Annotated in this window: 18 protein-coding genes; 9 read left to right on the top strand and 9 right to left on the bottom strand. The window is 60.7% G+C overall.

Annotation, left to right across the window (positions count from 1 at the left end):
• The first annotated feature begins 23 nt into the window (after nt 1–23).
• Entirely contained in the window at nt 24–854 is an 831-nt protein-coding gene (locus tag Q7T36_RS10640; RefSeq protein WP_304847826.1) for an SDR family oxidoreductase, read from the top strand.
• On the top strand, nt 851–1,279 hold the full coding sequence (locus Q7T36_RS10635) for a hypothetical protein (RefSeq protein WP_304847823.1): 429 nt from the start codon (nt 851–853) through the stop codon (nt 1,277–1,279). Before Q7T36_RS10640 ends, Q7T36_RS10635 begins: the two co-directional genes overlap by 4 nt.
• Nucleotides 1,280–1,282: 3 nt before the next feature.
• On the opposite strand, the gene Q7T36_RS10630 is transcribed toward Q7T36_RS10635, so the two are convergent.
• Together Q7T36_RS10630 and Q7T36_RS10625 are read right to left on the bottom strand one after the other, a co-directional pair.
• Complete coding sequence (locus Q7T36_RS10630; RefSeq protein WP_304847821.1) at nt 1,283–1,714, bottom strand: thiol-disulfide oxidoreductase DCC family protein; 432 nt, start codon at nt 1,712–1,714, stop codon at nt 1,283–1,285.
• Nucleotides 1,715–1,766: 52 nt separating this feature from the next.
• Nucleotides 1,767–3,620, bottom strand: coding sequence for a diguanylate cyclase (locus Q7T36_RS10625; RefSeq protein ID WP_304847819.1), 1,854 nt, complete (start codon nt 3,618–3,620; stop codon nt 1,767–1,769).
• Nucleotides 3,621–3,844: 224 nt separating this feature from the next.
• On the opposite strand from Q7T36_RS10625, the gene Q7T36_RS10620 reads away from it, so the two are divergent.
• Nucleotides 3,845–4,249, top strand: coding sequence for a YchJ family protein (locus tag Q7T36_RS10620; RefSeq protein ID WP_304847817.1), 405 nt, complete (start codon nt 3,845–3,847; stop codon nt 4,247–4,249).
• Here Q7T36_RS10620 and Q7T36_RS10615 read toward each other — a convergent pair.
• Nucleotides 4,246–4,974 (bottom strand): START domain-containing protein, encoded by a 729-nt coding sequence (locus Q7T36_RS10615; protein WP_304847815.1) that lies wholly within the window; start codon nt 4,972–4,974, stop codon nt 4,246–4,248. The two genes, Q7T36_RS10620 and Q7T36_RS10615, sit on opposite strands and share 4 nt — an antisense overlap.
• 389 nt (nt 4,975–5,363) lie before the next feature.
• On the opposite strand from Q7T36_RS10615, the gene Q7T36_RS10610 reads away from it, so the two are divergent.
• The gene (locus tag Q7T36_RS10610; protein WP_304847812.1) at nt 5,364–6,587 is read left to right on the top strand and encodes a 6-phosphofructokinase; all 1,224 of its coding nucleotides are present in this window, start codon (nt 5,364–5,366) and stop codon (nt 6,585–6,587) included.
• 273 nt (nt 6,588–6,860) lie between these two features.
• Here the strand turns inward: Q7T36_RS10610 and Q7T36_RS10605 are convergent, their stop codons facing one another.
• The 3 genes from Q7T36_RS10605 to Q7T36_RS10595 all read right to left on the bottom strand — a co-directional run bounded on the left by Q7T36_RS10605 (nt 6,861) and on the right by Q7T36_RS10595 (nt 10,745).
• Entirely contained in the window at nt 6,861–7,736 is an 876-nt protein-coding gene (locus tag Q7T36_RS10605; protein WP_304847810.1) for a Dyp-type peroxidase, read from the bottom strand.
• 74 nt (nt 7,737–7,810) lie between these two features.
• Nucleotides 7,811–8,305, bottom strand: coding sequence for an acyl-CoA thioesterase (locus tag Q7T36_RS10600; protein WP_304847806.1), 495 nt, complete (start codon nt 8,303–8,305; stop codon nt 7,811–7,813).
• Between the two features lie 109 nt (nt 8,306–8,414).
• On the bottom strand, nt 8,415–10,745 hold the full coding sequence (locus Q7T36_RS10595; protein WP_304847803.1) for a Tex family protein: 2,331 nt from the start codon (nt 10,743–10,745) through the stop codon (nt 8,415–8,417).
• A 154-nt stretch (nt 10,746–10,899) separates the two neighbouring features.
• Between Q7T36_RS10595 and ompR the strand changes: the two genes are divergently transcribed.
• Both ompR and Q7T36_RS10585 read left to right on the top strand, forming a co-directional pair.
• Complete coding sequence (ompR, locus tag Q7T36_RS10590) at nt 10,900–11,655, top strand: two-component system response regulator OmpR (RefSeq protein WP_304847799.1); 756 nt, start codon at nt 10,900–10,902, stop codon at nt 11,653–11,655.
• Nucleotides 11,656–11,665: 10 nt separating this feature from the next.
• Nucleotides 11,666–12,997 carry an ATP-binding protein gene (locus Q7T36_RS10585; protein WP_304847796.1) on the top strand — a complete coding sequence of 444 codons (1,332 nt, stop codon included), beginning with the start codon at nt 11,666–11,668 and terminating at the stop codon, nt 12,995–12,997.
• Between the two features lie 5 nt (nt 12,998–13,002).
• On the opposite strand, the gene hslO is transcribed toward Q7T36_RS10585, so the two are convergent.
• Nucleotides 13,003–13,857: an Hsp33 family molecular chaperone HslO gene (gene hslO / locus Q7T36_RS10580; protein ID WP_304847793.1), complete on the bottom strand. Its 855-nt coding sequence runs from the start codon at nt 13,855–13,857 to the stop codon at nt 13,003–13,005.
• 277 nt (nt 13,858–14,134) lie between these two features.
• Between hslO and Q7T36_RS10575 the strand changes: the two genes are divergently transcribed.
• From Q7T36_RS10575 to Q7T36_RS10565, 3 genes are all read left to right on the top strand, one after another.
• Entirely contained in the window at nt 14,135–15,406 is a 1,272-nt protein-coding gene (locus tag Q7T36_RS10575) for an OmpA family protein (protein WP_304847790.1), read from the top strand.
• Nucleotides 15,407–15,543: 137 nt separating this feature from the next.
• Nucleotides 15,544–17,361 (top strand): translational GTPase TypA, encoded by a 1,818-nt coding sequence (typA, locus tag Q7T36_RS10570; RefSeq protein ID WP_304847788.1) that lies wholly within the window; start codon nt 15,544–15,546, stop codon nt 17,359–17,361.
• A gap of 181 nt (nt 17,362–17,542) precedes the next feature.
• Nucleotides 17,543–17,914 (top strand): hypothetical protein, encoded by a 372-nt coding sequence (locus tag Q7T36_RS10565; protein WP_304847785.1) that lies wholly within the window; start codon nt 17,543–17,545, stop codon nt 17,912–17,914.
• 48 nt (nt 17,915–17,962) lie between these two features.
• On the opposite strand, the gene nhaD is transcribed toward Q7T36_RS10565, so the two are convergent.
• Both nhaD and Q7T36_RS10555 read right to left on the bottom strand, forming a co-directional pair.
• Nucleotides 17,963–19,387 carry a sodium:proton antiporter NhaD gene (nhaD, locus tag Q7T36_RS10560; protein ID WP_304847782.1) on the bottom strand — a complete coding sequence of 475 codons (1,425 nt, stop codon included), beginning with the start codon at nt 19,385–19,387 and terminating at the stop codon, nt 17,963–17,965.
• A 91-nt stretch (nt 19,388–19,478) separates the two neighbouring features.
• On the bottom strand, nt 19,479–19,922 hold the full coding sequence (locus Q7T36_RS10555) for a hypothetical protein (RefSeq protein ID WP_304847779.1): 444 nt from the start codon (nt 19,920–19,922) through the stop codon (nt 19,479–19,481).
• Between the last annotated feature and the right edge of the window lie 115 nt (nt 19,923–20,037).

Genomic DNA, 20,037 nt, shown 5'->3' with positions numbered 1-20,037 from the left:
CGGAAATTTTAAGAGGAAACATCATGAAACCCATGAATTTCACCCGTCGCCGTGTGCTGGTCACCGGCGCTTCCTCCGGGCTGGGGCTGGAGATGGCGCGGCAACTGGCCAACCGCGATCAGGCCGATCTGGTGCTGGTGGCGCGGCGGCTGGACCGTCTCAACGAGCTGAAGGCCGAGCTGGAAGGCAGTACCGGCATCCACTGCCAGGTGATTGCCGCCGACCTGTCGAAACCTCAGGACGTGGACCGCGTGTTTGCCGAAGCCTCGGCGGCGGGGGAAATTTACGGAGTCATTCTCAATGCCGGGGTAACGCACTTCGGCAAGCATCTGGACATGGAATGGTCCGGATTCGAGAGCATGCTGGCCACCAATGTCACCAGCGTGGTGCGGCTGGTCAACCTGTTCACACCGTACCTGATAAGTCAGGGGCGGGAAGGCGGCATCATGCTGGTCAGCAGCATGGCGGGGCTGTTGCCGTTGCCGTTCCAGGCGGCGTATGCGGGCACCAAGGCCTTCATCACCAACTTCGCCCAGAGCCTGAGCGAAGAGCTTCGCGGTGAGCCGGTATCCGTGACGGTGTTTTCACCCGGCGGCATTGATACCGACATGACGCGCAGCAGCAAACTCAACTATTTCGAGAACACCTCGCTGTTGCAGGATGCGACTTCCTGCGCACGGGACGGGCTGGCGGCGATGCAGTCACGGCAAGTGATTCATGTGCCGGGCAGGCTTAACCGGGCTCAACTGTTTGCCACGCGGCTGACACCGCGCCGGCTCATTACCCGTATCGCCGGGGTGACGTATCGCAAGGCATTGAAGGCCGGGGAAGCCGGTCAGGGGAAAACGGCATGAACAAGCGTCAACAGGCGTGGCTGGGTGTGGCGCTGGCGGCGCCGGTGATGGCCGGGCTGTTGTGGCTGGGGGCGGGCGGGGAAGTCCGGTCGGCGGCGGGGGTGAGGCTGCAACCGGCGGCGGAGGTAGTGGCGGTGTCGCCATCGCCCCCCGTTGTCAGCCCGTCATCGGTGCAGGCAGCAGCGGCCAAGCCCGCGGAGGCCGAGCCGGAGATCAAGACTGTCAGCCTGAATCAGGATGAGCGCCGCTTTATTCTTGGGGAATTCGTCAAGGCGGCGGAGCATGATATCGCCCAGGCGGAGACCGGCCTGGCCGAGGCGAAACTTCAGGGCGCGGGTGCGGAGGATATTGCCGGGCGTGAGGAAAAGCTGCGTGCCATGAGGCAGATGCTGCAGCAGACGCTGCAGCGTAATCCGGGGGTTTGAATCTTAGTGAGACGGCTGCACGAACCGCGCCTCATGATCCGGCGTTGGCAACAGACAGCTGTCGAAGCGCCCGAAAATGCGGTAGCGGTTGGACGCAATGCGGTCATAGGCCCAGTCCCGGATCACCCTCGGCAGCAACCAGCCCAGCGCGGCCAGAAGGAAGGGAAACGGCATCTGCGCGATGATTTTCAGGAAAGCATCGGACTTGGTGTAGATCTTTCCGTTCTCGATATACACCATGGTGTCAAACTGGTCGGTCGGCAGGCCGGCCCAGCGCAACAAGTCCTGACCTGCCGGTGATTGCACGGTGCACAGGCTGAACAGCCGTTGCCGGTCGAAGCGAATCAGGAACTTCGACCAGCCATGACACAGCTTGCAGACGCCGTCGAACATGACGATGCGATGCTGCTCCGCGACATGCGGGGGAGTCGACATGCAACACCTCTCATAAGTAAAGCCTGATCACAGCTTACTCCCGGAAGTTTCATCAGGATACCCTTGCCGCTTTGGCTTCATCCGCATTCCCGGCCCACACCACCTTGTTCCGTCCGCTTTCCTTGGCCAGATAAAGGTAGTCATCCGCCTGTTTCAGCAGGTTTTCGCGCCCGTCCCGGCCATCCGGCGTTTCACCGGCCATGCCAATGCAGACCGTCATGCAAACGGTATGATCGCCATCGCTGATTTCATGATTGGCAAAGGAGCGGTGAATCTGCTGCGCCACTGTCAGCGCCCCTTCCGGCGCCGTGTTCGGCAGCAGCACCACGAATTCCTCGCCGCCATAGCGCGCCGCGATGTCGGGCAGCCGCTTCAAGGCGCCCGCAATCAGCTCGGCGGCGCGTTGCAGGCACAAGTCGCCAAACTGGTGGCCATACTGGTCATTCAGCCGCTTGAAGTAATCGATGTCGATCATCAGCACCGACAGCGGCGTTTTCTCGCGATAGGCGCGCTGGTACTCGGCATGGCTGACTTCCTCAAAATAACGGCGGTTCTTGATGCGGGTCAGGCCGTCGGTGATGCTGACTTCCTGCAACTGGCGGTTGGCGGCTTCCAGGGCTTCAGTACGCTCACGCACTTTGCGGTCCAGATCGGCGTTCATCTGCATCTGCACATCCAGCAGCGTGTTCTGGGCCAGCAGGCATTTGTCCTTTTCCTCGTTCATCTTGTCGGCAAAGGCAATGGACAGCAGCGCCAGCTCCACCGCGGAGCCAATGGCCAGGGCGTTGCGGGTAATGCCGTTGGCTTCAACGATGCCGGTCAGTTCCAGCAGGTAAATCATGATGAACACCAGATAGCTGAACCAGGCCAACGCAAAAATCCGCGCCGACTTCAGGCCCTTCAGCCAGTATTTCACGCCAAGATAAAAACCCATCGCCACCGACAGGAACATCATGGCCTTGTAGCCGCCCAGCGTCACAGCATAGGGCATGGTCAGCGACGACACCAGCAGCAAGCCGCAAACCCCCAGCAACAGCCACGCCGTCAGGATTTCAAAGCGTGCGCCGTTTTTCTGCAGGTCCACAAAATGGATGACAAAGGCAATGGCCGAGGCGAACACCACCGACGGCGTCAGCATGGTCAGGGTGTTGTTGAGGGTGGAAGATTCTGGCCACAGGTAGCGGAAGCCCAGACCGAAAAGCAGGAATTGCAGCCAGCCGAAGCTGATGACATAGAGGATGTAATAGACGTAGGTGCGGTTGCGCACCATGGCCAGGATGATGCCGTTGTAGAGCACCATGATGGCGATGACGCCGAAATAGAGGCCGATCCAGAACAGGTTGTGCTGTTCGTCTGCCGAGGCCTGCGGGGCGGTCACCAGGCTGACCGGCGCTTCCAGCGGCCCCTGCGACTCCAGGCGCAGGTACACATCCAGCTCCCCGGCGGCGGGGGGCAGGGGAAACAGGAACAAACGGTCCGGCACCGGGCGGATGTTGAACGGCCGGCGGTCGCCGCCCTGATAGTGGGTAATCACCCGGTCTTCCTGAAGCACCCAGAAATCGACATAGTCCGTGTTGGGGTAGCCATAATGCAGGAAGGCGCGTTCGGTCAGGTTGTCCAGCCCGGTCAGGCGCACATGCAGCCACAAGGCCTGGTCGGACTGGCCGAAGTTGCTGAGCTTGCGGGGATTGGCCTGCCAAGGGTTAACGGAATCAGCGCGTATTTGCTCAAGCGTGGCGTCACGGGGGGTGAAACGGGTTTCCAGCGCACCGGCGAGATTGAGTCCGGAGGTTTGCGGGCCGACCGTTACGACCGGAGCCGCCAGTGCCGGCATCATGCCAGACATCCAGAGGGCCAGTATCAGCAGGGAGCGGAAAACGCAACGGGTGACGACAGCAGTGAGCATGGGCGCCGATCCTGGTGGCTGCAAGGCAGTCACGGGTGATGTTTTTATGTGTTCTGCGTCTTGGATCATAGCATGGAGCCGGTACTGTCGTGCCAGAGCGGATAACGGGAGATTTTGGCTTGAAGTCACAGGATTTCCTGACGGCGCGGTGCGTCAGTGATACGCAATGCGGTGGGTCCGTTTCCGGTTAGAATGTGCGCCTGACGAATCAGGATTGCTCCGACATGAAAAAAGACACCTTATGCCCCTGCGGTTCCGGACTCGGTTATCGTGACTGCTGCGGTCCGCGCCATTCCGGCCTCAAACCGGCGGAAACCCCCGAGCAGCTGATGCGCTCCCGCTATGCCGCCTATGCGCTGGGCAACGCCAATTACCTGGTCGCCACCCGCGATCCCCAGCATCGCGAGCCGGGTGAGTTGAAGGGCATTCAGGCCACCTTGCGCGGCCTGCGCTGGAAGAGCCTGGAAATCCTGGCCGCCAGCGGCGGCCCGGACGATGTCGAAGGCATGGTGGAATTCCGCGCCACTTACACCGCCAACCTGGTGCCGCATGTGCTGCACGAGCGTTCGCAATTCCGTCAGGAAAACGGGCGCTGGTATTACAGTGACGGCGTCATTGATCCCGTTTAACGGCTGCTGAGGATGGGGAAGGGCAGGTTGGACTTCTCCTCCGCATAATCCGGGTTGGTCATCATGCGTTGCAGGCCCAGCATGATGCTGTACGGCGCCGAACGCTGGATATAGTTGATGGCCCAGTTCGGCACGTTGCCGCCCGGATCGACATAACCTTCGGCTTCCAGCTGCACCTTGTTGCCGGGCAGCGGCGTTACCTTCACCATCATGTCCTCGGCGGGCATGCGCACCAGTTTCGGCTTTTCCGGGATATAGCCGGGTACAGCGCGGATCTGCATCACCAGGGTACGATTCTGCGCGGTTTGCGGTTCAAAAACGGCATGCAGGATCACATCGCGGTTCGGTTGGCCAATCGGAGCCCGGTGTTTCAGGTACAGGTAATATTCGGTGGCGGAAACCTGCTTCAGCATCTTCGATTCCAGCACTTCCCAGTACCATTTGCTGAAGTTTTCGGCATCCAGCATCACACGGGTGTAGGTATCAACATCACCGTTCAGGGTGGCCTCCACCCGGAAGGAACGGTATTGCTTGCCGTCTTCCTGCTTGATCCAGGTCTTGATACTGCGCAGGCGGTCATTCTTCAGCAACACCCACTGGTTCCCCAGTTTGTCCCGTAACTCATTGAGGTCATCGTCTGCGGCGGCGGCAAGGGCCACGGTACTCAGGCCGAATGAAAAGCAGATCGCCAGCAGGGCGCTCAGCAGTCGGAAGCTCAATGTCATGTTTTTCTCCTTGGACAGGAATCCAGTGCAGGCCACCAGGTCGTGTTCTTGTTTTGTGATGCCGGTCTCATCCCGGCAGTGACCTTATAGCAAATGGATAGTGTACAAAAAAGAATCAATCCTTGACATGCTGCGCCAATTCACGGGTTTGGCCGGGAAAGCAATAAAACTGGCCGCATATATGATCCTGCTGTGTATTTCAACAGGCGTCCCTGTTGGCTGTCGGTGATTTGATACCGTCTGTAAGTTGTCACGATCCGGAATAAGGCCGGGAGTTCCATGGTCGGGAAAATGTGACCGGGGAGAGGGCTTAGGCTAAAGCCTTTTTGAATACCGTGGGCCGTTCTGGTTTATAGTTCCCGGACAACCTGATCCAAGGAGATTCCGTGGTGGATGCCCCCCGTAACGCCCTCTATGCCCAAGCCGGCGGCGTCACCGCCGTGCTCAATGTCACGGCCGCTGGCTTGATTGCCGCCTGGCAGCAACAGGCTCCGGCTGAAGCGCGGCTGTATGGCGCGCGTGAAGGCATTCTGGGGGTTCTCACCCGGCGTCTGGTCGACCTTTCCGCCTTGACCGCCGCCGAATTGAACGATCTGGCCCACAGCCCGTCCGCCGCGCTGGGCACCTGCCGCCATGTGCTGCAACCGCACGAACATTCGGTCCTGGTCGACGTGCTGCGGCAACATGATATCGGCACTTTTTTCTATAATGGCGGCGGCGGCGCTGCCCGCGCCTGCCAGGATGTGCAGGCCATTGCCCGTGCCGGCGGGTATCCGCTGAATGTCGTGCATGTCCCCAAGACCATCGACAACGACATTCCCGGTTCCGACACCTGCCCCGGCTTCGGTTCAGCCGCCAAATACCTGGCCACCTCCCTGCGTGAAGCCAGCCTGGACCTGGCGGCCATGGCGGGCACTTCCAGCAAGGTGTTCATCCTCGAAACCATGGGCCGCTACAGCGGCTGGCTCACCGCCGCCTGCGGGCTGGCTGCCCGTCATCCCGGCGAAGGCCCGCATTTGCTGTTGTTGCCGGAACGGGCGTTTGATGAAGCGGAATTCCTGAGGCGGGTGCAGGAAGCGGTAGAACGGTATGGCCATTGTTCCGTCGCCGCCTCCGAAGGCCTCACCGGCCATGACGGTCAGGTGCTGCATGCCTCAGGTGCGCGTGACGCCGCCGGTGACCGCCAGCTGGGCGGCGTCGCCCCGCTGCTGGCGGCGCGGGTTACGGAGGCGCTGGGTTATAAATGCCACTGGTCCGTCGCCGACTACCTGCAACGTTCCGCCCGCCATCTGGCGTCCGCGACGGACGTTGCGCAAGCTCGAGCGACCGGAGCCGCCGCCGTGACCCTGGCGTTACAGGGGGAACGCGATTTCAGCCCGGTCATCCGGCGCACAAACGACAATCCGTATCAGTGGGAAATCATGCCGGTGCCGTTGTCGGTGGTCACCGGCCCGGAACGTCGAGTCCCACTGGAATTCCTCACCCCGGACGGCTATGGTTTGAGTGCGGAAGGCAGAGCCTGTCTCGCGCCGCTGATTGTTGGGGAGGACTATCCGCCGTTCAAGGATGGACTGCCCGACTACCGCCTGCCAGAGTTCCGGTCCCTTCCATAAGTAAGTGCCCCAACGACTACTGACACCCCCCCCCGCCTCTAAAGGCGGTCCGCAGCCACTGTCCGAGCCACAAGACCTAAAACAGAGTCGGGGATGTGAGGAAGGGGCAACAGAGAGCAGCCCGTCCGCGAGTTTTGGCGAAGGACGCGATTTTGCCTCCTTTTGACAAGCCAAAAGGAGGGCCCGCGGCAGGCGGATGACTCAAGCCAAAAGACAAATCCGCTAAAACAATAAAGGGTGTTGTCGGGCTGAAGCCCGACCTACAAACGCGGATCAATTGGCAGGTAACACCAAGACCCCATCCCTCATTGGCGGACACCAGAAATACCCCCCCGTCACCGGCCGCGTAAACCCGAACAACGCATCCGTCACCCCATCCTCCACGCCCGCCATCCGCCGCAACTGCGCCGCAAACGCCTGCGCCGAATGCCCGAACGCCGTAAACACCAACCCCGCCTGCTGCCCCTCCGCCCACGGCATCGACCGCCTCAGCACAAAGGCTTCCGGCGTGAAACTCTCCTGCGCCGTCCGTTTCACATGCGCGGAATCCGGCGCATCGTCCAGTTCCTCATTATCGCTGCGCCGCCTGCCGATCATCTGGTCCTGCGCCTCTCCGCCCATGCGCCGGAAAGCTCCCATGTCATGCACCCACTGCTGAACGGCCACCACGCTGCCGCCATCCAGCCCGTCCCCCATGCCGCTGACCAAGGCCGCCGCCAGTGCCGCTTCCCCTTCCGGATTTTCCGTCCCGTCTTCATAGCCAGTCAGGTCACGCCCGTCCTGATGCTTGAAGGCATCAATCACCTGCGCCAACTCAAAACCAGGCGACAGCGCCTCTTCCAACATTTGCGCCAGCAACAGCAATTCCCCGCGATCGTCCCCGCGCAGCCAGCACCACAGCTCTGCCGGAGTAGAGGGGATGCTGACCCCGGCGGTGGTATAGGCGGGGAAGGCTGGCAGGCTGGGCTGTGTGGCTCCTAATTGCAATAACAAGGCCTTCCCCAGACCCACCACGATGCGGTCACCGTCGGCCAGTGTTTGCAGGGCACCCAGCGCCAGTTGCAGGTCAGGCGTGTGGCGGGTGCGGAAGGTGAGGTAGCGAGCGACAGCGGGAACGGGGGCGAGGATGCCGGGCTGGGGCTGGGACATGGCAATACCGGATTGAAAGAAATCGTGCCCCAGTATTGCCTGTGAGGCGGAGTCTGGCAATCCGCCGGTAATGCTCAGGCTTTGAAGCGCTTCAACGATTCCCGTGTGTTCAGGCGCGCCTGGCGGCGGATCTCGGCCGCTTCAAAACGCTGCTTCTCGCGTTCGTTTTCGGGCAGCAGGGCGGGCACCGGCAGCGGCTTGCCGTCGTCATCCACGGCCACAAACGTGAAGTAGGCGGAAACGATGTGCTTGCGGGTGTTTTCGTAGCTGTTTTCGGCATCCACGCGCACCCCGATTTCCATGGAGGAGGTCCAGGCGCGGTTGACGGACACGGAAAAGACCAGCGTGTCGTTTTCCTTGGCGGGGGCCACGAAGTGCCAGGAGTCGACGCTGGCGGTGACGCAGACATTGCCACTGTGGCGTTCGGCGGCAACCACGGCGACGCGGTCAGCGATGCTCATGATCATGCCGCCGAAGGCGGTCTTGCGGGCGTTGAGGTCGTTGGGGAAAATCTTGTAGACGTGGTTGTCGATGCGGGAGGCGGAGACGGGTTTGGCTTGAACGGTCATGGCGAAAATCAGGACGATGGCAAAAGGATTGCCGGAGAGTAGCAGTTCGGGTGGGAGTGAGGGTAGGGCTGTGGCCGGGGAGGTAACCCGGCCACCGTTGAGGCAGGGCTTACTTCTTCATCCCCGCCTTCAGCAACAGATCCCCCAGCGTGCCGCCCTTGACCGGCGCCGACCCCTGGATTTTCGCCGGAGCCTTCTGGCCCTGCGAAGACGAGGAACCGCCCCGACCCTGACCTTGCGGCCGCGCTTCCGGCTTGCCGCCGGCCCCGGCCGGAGCCGGCTTGTCATTCAGGCGGCGGGAGAGGGCGATGCGCTTGCGCGCCACATCCACTTCCAGCACCTTCACCTTCACGATATCCCCGGCCTTGACCACCGTGTGCGGGTCCTTGACGAAGGTATCGGCCAGCATCGAAATATGCACCAGACCGTCCTGATGCACGCCGATATCCACAAACGCGCCAAAGTTGGTGACGTTGGTGACCACGCCTTCCAGCACCATGCCTTCCTTCAAATCCTTGATCTCGGTCACGCCGTCCAGGAACTGCGGGGCCACAAAGGCCGGGCGCGGGTCGCGGCCCGGTTTTTCCAGTTCCTGCAGAATGTCCTGCACCGTCGGCAAACCGAAACGCTCATCGGTGAACTCGGTCGGTTTCACGCTGCGCAGCTTCTCGCCGTTGCCCATCAGCTCCTTCAGGCTCAGCGCCTTGGCGCGCAAAATCTTTTCCACCACCGGATAGGCTTCCGGGTGCACGCCGGAGGCGTCCAGCGGGTTGTCGCCTTTGGGTACGCGCAGGAAGCCGGCGGCCTGTTCAAAGGTCTTCGCACCCAAGCGCGGTACTTTCTTCAGGTCGTCGCGGCTGCGGAATGCGCCGTTTTCGTTGCGGAAATTCACCAGGTTCTGGGCAATGGTCTTGTTCAGCCCGGCAATGTGCGTCAGCAGCGCCACCGAGGCGGTATTGGCATCCACGCCCACCGCATTCACGCAGTCTTCCACCACGCCTTCCAGCGCCCGCACCAGATGCGCCTGGTTGACGTCGTGCTGGTACTGGCCGACGCCGATCGCCTTGGGGTCAATCTTCACCAGTTCGGCCAGCGGGTCCTGCAGGCGGCGGGCAATCGAGGCCGCTCCGCGATAGGAAACGTCGATGTCCGGAAATTCCTCGGCGGCAAGGGCGGAGGCGGAATACACCGAGGCCCCGGCTTCACTGACCACAATCTTGGTCATGTTCAGTTCCGGGTGCTTCTTGATCAGCTCCCCGGCCAGCTTGTCCGTCTCGCGGGAGGCGGTGCCGTTGCCGATGGCAATCAGCTCCACGTTGTGGGCTGCGCACAGCTTGGCCAGCGCTGCCAGCGAGCCGTCCCAGTCGCGGCGGGGCTCATGCGGGAAGATCGCGGTATGCGCCACCAGCTTCCCGGTGTGATCGACCACCGCCACTTTCACGCCTGTGCGCAGGCCGGGGTCCAGGCCCAGCGTGGCGCGCTGCCCGGCGGGGGCGGCCATCAGCAGGCTCTTCAGGTTCTGGCCGAAAACGCGGATGGCTTCTTCATCGGCCTTTTGCTTCAGTTCAGTCAGCAGGCCGCTCTCCAGGTGCGGATGCAGCTTGATGCGCCAGGTCCAGCGCACCACTTCCTGCAGCCATTTGTCGGCGGGTCGGCCCTGGTCGCTGATGCTGTTATGGCCGGCGACCATGCCTTCACCGGGGTGCGAAGTCCCCGGCTCAATGTCCGGCAGGTTCGCGCCGATGCTGAGGATGCCCTCATTACGGCCGCGAAACATCGCCAGCGCCCGGTGCGAGGGCAAGTCGAGAATGTTCTCATGGCATTCGAAGTAGTCGCGGAACTTCGCTCCGGCCTCTTCCTTGCCTTCCACCACCTTGCTGAACAGATGTGACTCTTTCTGGAACCACGGACGCACCTTGCCCAACAGGTCGGCATCTTCCGCGAAGCGCTCCATCAGGATGTACTTCGCGCCTTCCAGCACCGCCTTGGTATCGGCATAGCCCTCGCAGACAAAGCCGGCGGCCAGTTCTTCCGGCGACTTCATCGGGTCGGCCAGCAGATTGTCGGCCAGCGGGAGGATGCCGGCGGCGATGGCCAGTTGGCCCTTGGTAGTGCGTTTCGGCTTGTAGGGCAGGTAGAGGTCTTCCAGTACCGACTTGGTGTCAGCGTCCTGGATCTTGCGTTTCAGGTCGTCGGTCAGCTTGCCCTGCTCGCTGATGCTGCCCAGGATGGCGGCGCGACGGTCTTCCAGTTCGCGCAGGTACAGCAGGCGCTCCTGCAGGTTGCGCAACTGGGTGTCGTCCAGTCCCTGTGTCACTTCTTTACGGTAACGGGCAATGAAGGGCACGGTGGCCCCGCCGTCCAGCAAATCAACCGCCGCCTGGACCTGTTCGGGGCGAACGGTCAGTTCGCGGGCAATCTGTTGCGTCAGCATGTGCATGTCTCTTCCCTGTCAGGGCCTGAATTGGCGGGCATTATAGCCATCCTGACGTGTTTTTCTATGCCGTTGCCGCCTGCCCGCGTCCGGTCGGTTCAGGTTTTATGGTAAAAGTGGTAGCTTAGGTGCAAAGATGTCCCATGGCTGAGAGAGTCACATGGAAAAAAATACTGAAACCGTCGACCACGTTGAGCACAAGGACGCGCACAAAATCCTGGTGGTGGATGACGATATCCGCTTGCGCACCCTTCTGCAGCGGTTTCTGGAGGAGCAGGGGTTTGTGGTCAAGGCCGTGCCCGATGCCGGACAGATGGACCGCCTGCTGGCGCGTGAACTGTTTTCGCTGATTGTGCTCGACTTCATGCTGCCCGGCGAGGACGGCCTGGCCATCTGCCGCCGCCTGCGTGCGACCAACAATCAGGTGCCCATCATCATGCTCACCGCCCGTGGCGCCGATTCCGACCGCATCAGCGGCCTGGAGGCCGGGGCGGATGACTACCTGCCCAAGCCTTTCAACCCGCAGGAGCTGCTGGCCCGGATCAAGGCTGTATTACGCCGCCAGGTGCGTGAACTGCCGGGTGCGCCGTCGCAGCAGGTGGAAATCGTGCGTTTCGGGCCGTGGGAGCTGGACCTTTCCACCCGGGAATTCCGTCGGGACGGTGTATCCGCTTCGCTCACCACCGGTGAGTTTGCCGTGCTGAAAGCGCTGGTGCAGCACCCCCGCGAACCGCTGACCCGCGACAAGCTGATGAATCTGGCGCGCGGACGCGAATGGGGCGCCATGGAACGCTCCATTGATGTCCAGGTGTCGCGCCTGCGCCGCCTGATTGAGGAAAACCCCGCCAAGGCCCGTTACATCCAGACGGTGTGGGGCGTCGGTTATGTGTTCGTGCCGGACGGCAAGGCGACCTAAGCCCACGCCCATGTCTCGTCTCCTGCAATGGCTCAAGCCCAAGAGTTCGGTCTGGCGCACCACGCTGGTGATCAGTGTGGTGCTGGTGGTCAGCCAGTACCTGTCACTGGCGTTTTTCTGGTGGAATCTGTATCTGCCGGAAATGCGCCAGCATGCGCACTACGTCTCGGTCAACCTCTCCCTGCTGCGCGATGCTGAGCGTCAACTGCTGCGCAATGCCCAAGCCCAGGAAATGCACGACTGGATCCAGCGAGCGACCGGTATTGAGGTGGTGCGCAACCCCGAGGAATTCCCCCGGGTCAAGGACAAACCCCTGGCCGAATTCTTCACGCGGGAGTTGGCAAACCGCTTGACCATTGAGCTGGGCGAACCGGTGGATGTCTATTTCGAATTCAAGCCCAAACCCCGGTTGTGGATTTATATCCCGTCCATGAAGGATGTCTGGGTGCGGGAGCCTCTGCTGTTCTTCGGGCAATATAATGCCTTCATTATCATTGCCTGGGTGATTGGCGTGCCGCTGCTGGCCATGACGGCCATTGTCATTCTGGTCAAGCAGTTGAACCGGCCGCTCAAGCGGCTGCAATACGCGGCGATGCAGGTGGCGCAGGGGAATTATGACGCCCGGCTGGAAACCGGTCGCGGACCATCGGAGATCCGCGCTGTCAACGGAGCGTTCAACCAGATGAGTCAGGAAATCCAGCAGTCCGCCCGTGACCGCACGGTGATGCTGGCCGGGATTTCCCACGATTTGCGCACGCCGCTCACCCGCTTGCGGCTGACAGCGGAAATGATGGCGGACAAGGATCTGGCAGAGGGCATGATCCTGGATGTGCAGGACATGGACGCCATCCTGGAGCAGTTCATCAGCTTCATGCGCGACGGTTCAGAAGAGCATTCCGAGCCGACCGACATCAACCAGATTTTGTCCGAAGTGGTGGCGCAGTTTGCGTCCCAGACAGAGGTGGTTTTTCACCCCGAGCCCTTGCCGGATGCCCCAGTGAAGCGGCTGGCCATCAAGCGCATGGTGGGTAATCTGGTGAACAACGCCCTGCGTTACGGCCAGGGGCCCATTGAGCTGGCCGCAACTCCGGGACGGCATGAAATCCGGATTTCAATCCGTGACCATGGCCCCGGCGTGGACGAGAGCCGCATTCCCGATTTATTACAGCCCTTTGTGCGCGGTGACAGCGCCCGCACCACCCAGGGTACGGGGCTGGGGCTGGCCATCGTTACCCGTATTGTCACGTTGCATCGCGGTTCGCTGGAGTTGCGCAACCATCCGGAAGGGGGGCTGGAAGTGGTGGTGCGGCTGCCTTTGCCAGAGCCGCCAGTAGTCGCCTGAGTTTGTCAGTGCAGTGATACCCGGAACAGGCTCCGCACTTGTTCCGGCGTAAAGACATATTCAGTCTGGCAGAACTGGCAGTGCAACCGGATTTCCCCCTGTTCGGCGACAATATCTTCCGCTTCGGCCTGACCGATGCTCACCAGGCCTTCTTCCGTGCGTTCCCGGGAACAGGAGCAGGCGAATCGCACCGGCAGGGCGTCCGGCAGTGTCACTGCTTCTTCATGGAACAGGCGGTAGAGGATTTCCTGCGGTGCGGTTTCCAGCAGTTCCCTCGGGCGCAGGGTGTCGGCCAGGCCGGTTGAACGGGTCCACAAGTCGGAGTCACTTTCGCCGTCGTCCGGCAAGGCCTGCAATATCAGGCCGCCGGCCAGTGCGGCATCGCATTGCAGCCACAGCCTGGTCGGAATCTGTTCAGAACGCTCGAAGTAGGTTTCCAGGCAGCCCGCCAGTGTTTCCCGGTCAAGGGGTACAATGCCTTGATAGCGCTCACCATGCTCCGGTTCTAGCGTAATGGCGAGGGTGCCGTTGCCCAGAAGCTCCCGCAAAGAGCTGTCAGCGGGGAAGGGCAGGTCCGATTCCTCCAGCTGGGCAATGGCGCGGACATCGTGGGTATGCGTGCATTCGGCCATCAGCACCCGCAAGCGGCCGTTGCCCCGCGCTAGCAAGGAGAGCCGACCCTCCAGTTTCAGCGTGGCGGTCAGCAGCACGGCGGCCGCCAGTAATTCCCCCAGCAGGCGCTTCACGGTATCCGGATAGTCGTGACGGCGGCAAGTGTCAGCCAGGGTTGTTTCCAGCTGCACGATTTCGCCGCGCACCGGGCCGTCGGTAAAATAGAAGCGTTGACGAGTGTCAGTCATGTGGTCGTGTCCGAAGTCAATTTGATTGGTATTTTAGCCTTTTGCAGGCGCGGCAGTGGTACACATGTCGGTTATTTACGCCTTTTGGGAACTATGTCGGACAGTTTGCTTGACCATTGACGGTCGCACTCGGTATGGTTGCATTCTGGAAAGGGAAGTCAGATTCCGCAACATTTCCCGCTTTATGTAGTATTTATGCCATTCATGCTTGGCGCATTTGTGAACTGCATCTACAATAGCAGCCAGCAAATGACATCCGAATCCCAGGAGGAACTCGATGAAACTCAACCGGATTGCTATCGCTGTTTTTTTGGCAGCCCCCCTCGCCATGTCGGCTCAAGCCGCCGTCACGGTCACGCCGCTGCTCGGCATGTACACTGCCGATGAGCCAACCGGGGGCACCATTGATGATGGTGTTTATGCAGGTCTGGCCGCCGGCATCCAGTTCAATCCTGCTTTCGCGCTTGAGGCGGAATACGGCAAGAGCGGCGACACCAAGTTGTTTGGCGGCCATGCGCTGGTTTCGCCGTTCAGCTTCCGCATGGGCGGTTTTGCACCTTATATTCTAGGTGGTTTCTCCCAGAGCAAGGTCAGCACATCTGAGGATACAACGGTTGATCTGGGCGGCGGTCTGAAATACCCGCTGACCGATAATCTTACTGTGCGCGGTGAGTTGCGTGTTGTTCATAACTCCGATCACAGCCTGACCAATTATCTGGCGCTGGCCGGTCTGCAGTACAGCTTCGGCAGCCCAGAGCAGGGTAGCTACGAGCCTGAGCCCGCACCGGTGCAACAGCCGCTCACTCCCGCTGATACGGATGGTGACGGTGTGGTTGACGCCAACGACCGCTGCCCGAACACCCCGGCAGGCTGGGAAGTGGGTATGGATGGTTGCCCGCTGGATGCCGACAAGGACAAGGTTCCCAACAGCATCGACGAGTGCCCGAACACCCCGATGGGTCAGCCGGTCGGCGCCAATGGTTGCCCAATGGATGATGACAAGGACGGCGTGATCAACGTCAACGACAAGTGCCCGGCCACCCCGGCCAGCGAAGTCGTGGATGACAAGGGTTGCACCAAGACCGTGACGATCGCCAAGACCGAGAAGATCGAAGAGAAGATCAACATCGTCTTTGATACCAACCGCGCGGTGATCAAGCCCGAGTTCGAGAAGGAAGTCGCCAAGATCGCTGATCTGGCCAAGGCCAACCCGAACGCTTTCGTGACGATTGAAGGCCACACCGACTCGAGCGGTAATCCCGGCAAGAACAAGCTGTTGTCGCAACAGCGTGCTGACGCCGTGCGTTCCATGCTGGTGCAGCGCTTTGGTGTCGATGCAGCCCGTCTGAGCTCCGTCGGCTTCGGTTCGGCCAAGCCCGTGGCGGACAACAAGACGGTTGAAGGCAAGGCCCTTAACCGTCGTGTGGTTGCCGTGCTGAGCGCCGAGAAGCAGGTTCTTGAAGTCAAGAAAGTGACCAAGCCCGTCAAAAAGGCGGTCAAGAAAGGCAAGAAGGGCAAGAAAGGTGTGAAGAAAGCCGTCAAGAAGTAATTCTGCGCGGTAATCGTAAGCCTGCAACGGCCACCCTCGGGTGGCCGTTGTGCTTTTTGTCAGCAATTCATCCCGCCGTCATGCGTCTTGCGTTATAATGCGCCCCCTTTCCTCTCTGCTAGTGCTTCGTGACTGTTATGTCTATCCAGAATCTCCGCAACATCGCCATTATCGCCCACGTTGACCATGGTAAAACGACCTTGGTGGACAAGCTGCTGCAGCAATCCGGAACTTTCGGTGAGCGTGCCGGCGATATTGAACGGGTCATGGACTCGAATGCACTGGAAAAGGAACGCGGGATTACCATTCTCGCCAAGAACACCGCCATCAAGTGGCGCGACTACCGCATCAATATCGTCGACACCCCGGGTCACGCAGACTTTGGCGGCGAAGTGGAGCGTGTGCTGAGCATGGTTGACTCCGTGCTGCTGCTGGTCGATGCCGTCGACGGCCCCATGCCCCAAACACGCTTTGTGACCATGAAGGCATTTGCCCAGGGTTTGAAGCCGATTGTCGTGATCAACAAGGTGGACCGTCCCGGCGCACGTCCGGACTGGGTGATCGATCAGGTGTTCGACCTGTTCGACAAGCTCGGCGCCACCGAAGAGCAACTGGATTTCCCGATTGTTTACGCATCCGCACTGAACGGCGTGGCCGGCCTGTCGCTGGACACCATGGCCGAAGACATGACGCCGTTGTTCCAGGCCGTCATTGACCGCGTCCGTCCGCCGGAAGTGGATGCGGAAGGTCCGTTCCGCATGCAGATTTCCTCGCTGGACTACTCCAGTTATGTCGGCGTCATCGGAATCGGCCGCATCCAGCGCGGCAAGGTCAAGACCAACACCTCGGTGGTGATTGTCGACAAGGACGGAAAGAAGCGTAACGGCCGCATCCTGCAGATCATGGGTCACCATGGCCTGCAACGCGTGGAAGTGCCTGAAGCCCAAGCTGGCGACATCGTTTGCGTCACCGGCATGGAAGGCCTGAACATCTCCGACACCCTGTGCGATCCGACGAACGTGGAAGCGCTGCCTCCTTTGAGCGTGGATGAGCCGACCGTGTCCATGACCTTCCAGGTCAACACCTCGCCGTTCGCCGGCAAGGAAGGCAAATACGTGACCTCCCGCGTCATTCGTGACCGTCTGGACCGCGAGCTGATCCACAACGTCGCCCTGCGCGTGGAAAACACCGACAGCGCCGACCGCTTCAAGGTTTCCGGCCGTGGCGAACTGCACTTGAGCGTGCTGATTGAAAACATGCGTCGTGAAGGCTTCGAACTGGGCGTGTCGCGTCCGGAAGTGATCATGAAGGAAATCGACGGCGTGATGAGCGAACCGTACGAAACCGTCATGTTCGACGTGGAAGAGCAGCATCAGGGTGCCGTGATGGAACAACTGGGCCTGCGCAAGGGCGAAATGACCGACATGGTCGTGGACGGCAAGGGTCGTATCCGCATCGAGGCCACCGTGCCGTCGCGTGGTCTGATCGGCTTCCGTTCCGAGTTCCTGACCATGACCTCCGGCACCGGCATCATGACCTCCAGCTTCTCGCACTATGCACCGGCCAAGCCGGGTGCGGTCGCCAAGCGCCAGAACGGCGTACTGGTGTCGATGGTGCAGGGCACGGTGCTGGGTTATGCCCTGTTCACCCTCCAGGAACGTGGTCGCCTGTTCGCCTATCCCGGCTTGGAAGTGTATGAAGGCATGGTGGTGGGTCTCAGTGCGCGTGGCGACGACATGGTCGTCAATCCCACCAAGGCCAAGCAGCTGACCAACATCCGCGCCGCCGGTACCGATGAAAACATCATCCTGACCCCGCCGATCCGCTTTACGCTGGAGCAGGCGCTGGAGTTCATTGAAGATGACGAGCTGGTCGAAGTGACGCCGAAATCGATCCGTGTGCGTAAAAAGCACCTGACCGAGAGCGACCGCAAGCGCGCCGGTCGCGGCGGTTGATCACCGGCTGTCGGCGCATGGTCGCCGTTTGACGGACAAATCGCCCGGCTTGCCGGGCGATTTGCATTTTTAGCGGGATGCCTCTATTGTTGTTCCATCTCTGACGTGTGGCTGCCGGTGTGCCGCTGCATGTCCGGCCCGCTTGCCGGGTCATATAACAACTGTTGAAGGACTATAGCTTATGCCCACCCATAATTTTGCCATTGCCATGATTGCCGAAGAGCATGACAAGGCCTTGGTCAAGTCCTTGCTGGTCACTTTTGGCGACCGTGGTGACAATCAGTGGACTTACACCGAAAGTGAAGCCGATGCCGACGTGGTGGTGGTGGATCTGGAATTGTTCGCCCAGCGCTTGCCGCTGAAAGGTGCAAAGTTTGGCAGCATTGTTGTCAGCTATGCCGCCAAGATGCCGGCCAGCCCGCCTTCGCCGTTCCTGATGACCAAGCCCGTGCGCGGACGCGAGTTTGTGAAGTTGCTGGAGCGTCTGGAGGATGTATTCAAGGCGGATGAGGAAGACGAATTCGCCCAGACCCAGCGCCGCATCGTCTTGTGATGCGGCGGTGTCGTGGCGTGAAATCAGGGCAGCGAAAGCTGCCCTGATTCATTTCAGGATGACCGGAATGCCGGTAAACAGGGCCTGATTCAGCCAGAAGTGGCAGGCAATGCTGAGGATGTAGCCCAGCGCCACCGCCCAACTCCACTTCAGATGGCTGAAGAACGTGTAATGGCCGCGCGCCTGACCCATCAGCGCCACCCCCGCCGCCGAGCCGATGGACAGCAGGCTGCCGCCCACGCCGGCTGTCAACGTCACCAGCAGCCACTGCCCGGTATCCATGTCGGGGTGCATCTGGATAACCGCCACCATCACCGGAATGTTATCGACGAACGCCGACATGATGCCGATCAGGATGTTGGCGGTGCTGGCCCCCCATTCGCCATAGAACTGCTGTGAGGCCAACTCCAGGTAGCCGGCATAACCCAGACCGCCCACGCACAGGATAATGCCGAAGAAGAACAGCAGCGTGTCCCATTCGGCGCGCGCCACGAATTCGAAGCTGTCGAAGCTCTCCACTTCCCCGATATCCACGTAATCCGGCGTGTCGGCCGGGGTGGGCTTGTGAGTCACTTTCAGGTAGTAGCCATAAAGCTTCAGGTAGCCCAGGCCGGTCATCATGCCCAGAAAAGGCGGCAGGTGCAGGAAGTTGTGGAAGCATACGGCGGTGACAATGGTCAGTCCGAACAGGCCGAGGATGGCCATGGCGCCGCGCCGCAGCGGAGATCTCCCGTGGTGGGCGGCGGGAGCGGTGGTGTCGACGGCAAACTGCATGAAGAAGGCAGGAACCACAAAGTTAACGACACTGGGCAGGAACAGGGCAAAGAACCCCTGAAAGGACACCAGTCCCTTCTGCCAGACCATGAGCGTGGTTATGTCGCCGAAGGGGCTGAAAGCGCCGCCGGCATTGGCGGCGACGACAATGTTGATGCAGCCGACGGCGATGAATTTCGGGTTGTCCTTGCCAACGGCCAGCAGCACGGCACACAAAACCAGTGCTGTGGTCAGGTTGTCCAGCACCGGCGACAGGAAGAAGGCAATGCCGCCGGTGATCCAGAACAGGCTGCGATAGGAAAGCCCGCGTCCTACCAGCCAGATGCGTATCGCTTCAAAAATTCCACGCTCTGTCATGGCGTTGACATAGGTCATGGCCGCCAGCAGGAACAGCAGCAGTTCTGAATATTCCAGCACATAATGCCGTACCGATTCCGCGACCGCCGGACTCGGGTTGGATACAGCAATGATGAACCAGGTCAGCCCGCCCGCGAGGATGACGGGAATGCTCTTGCGCAGGTGCAGGCGCTCCTCCAGGATGACCAAGGCGTAGGCAGCCAGAAAAATGCCCAGAATCAGGTAGCCTGTGATGGAGCCGGTCAGGGAGGCGGCGGGCGATGCGGATGAGGCTTCTGCGGAACTTGCGGTCAGTAAGGTCAGGGCAGGTAGGATCCTGCACCAGGGAGCGGCTGGTTTCATGCGGGTGTCCTGATCACGGGGAAAGGATTTTCCGAGTGTAGCATGCCCGCAGAAACAGCTTGCCCGTCCTTGGGCGGGGGTAAGCAGGGAGTTAAGGTTGGGCCGGCTCCGCAGTGGCTGCCGGTTCGGTTTGTGGTTTTTTCTTGAAGAAACCGCCCACCCCTTTCACCAGACCTCCGGCGACATTGCCCGCGACACCGGCGCCGGGAATGCCGCTTTTGGCCATGGCGTTGCTGGCAGCTTGGGATGCCGCGTCCGAGGCAATGTTGGTGGCGACGCCGCCCACCGTTGCCGGCTCTGCGGGTTGGTCATTCAATCCGGCGGCTGCCTGATTGGCCTGCCCTTCGGCGGATTGGGTCATGCCTTGCACGGCCTGTTGCTGGTTTTGCTGTTTGTTGCCGCCATTGACGGCACTGTTAACCGCACCTTCGGCGCCTTTCTTCAAGAGTTGTCCGCCAATGTCTCCCAATCCCCACGCCATGGCCTGAGTGGATGCGGCAGCGGACAAGATGGCGGCCATGAGTACTTTTTTCATTTTGCGTCTCCTTTGATGGAAAACCTGAAGACAGCCGCAAGCACCGGGCATCTGTCCGGATGTTCAGGCCTGTCAGGGCGATGGTCTGTTTGAAAATAGCACAAGGGCCGGAGGT

It is taken from the genome of Fluviicoccus sp. (assembly GCF_030646115.1).
Taxonomy (GTDB): Bacteria; Pseudomonadota; Gammaproteobacteria; order Pseudomonadales; family Moraxellaceae; genus Fluviicoccus.
This window is presented reverse-complemented; position numbering and strand designations above follow the sequence as displayed.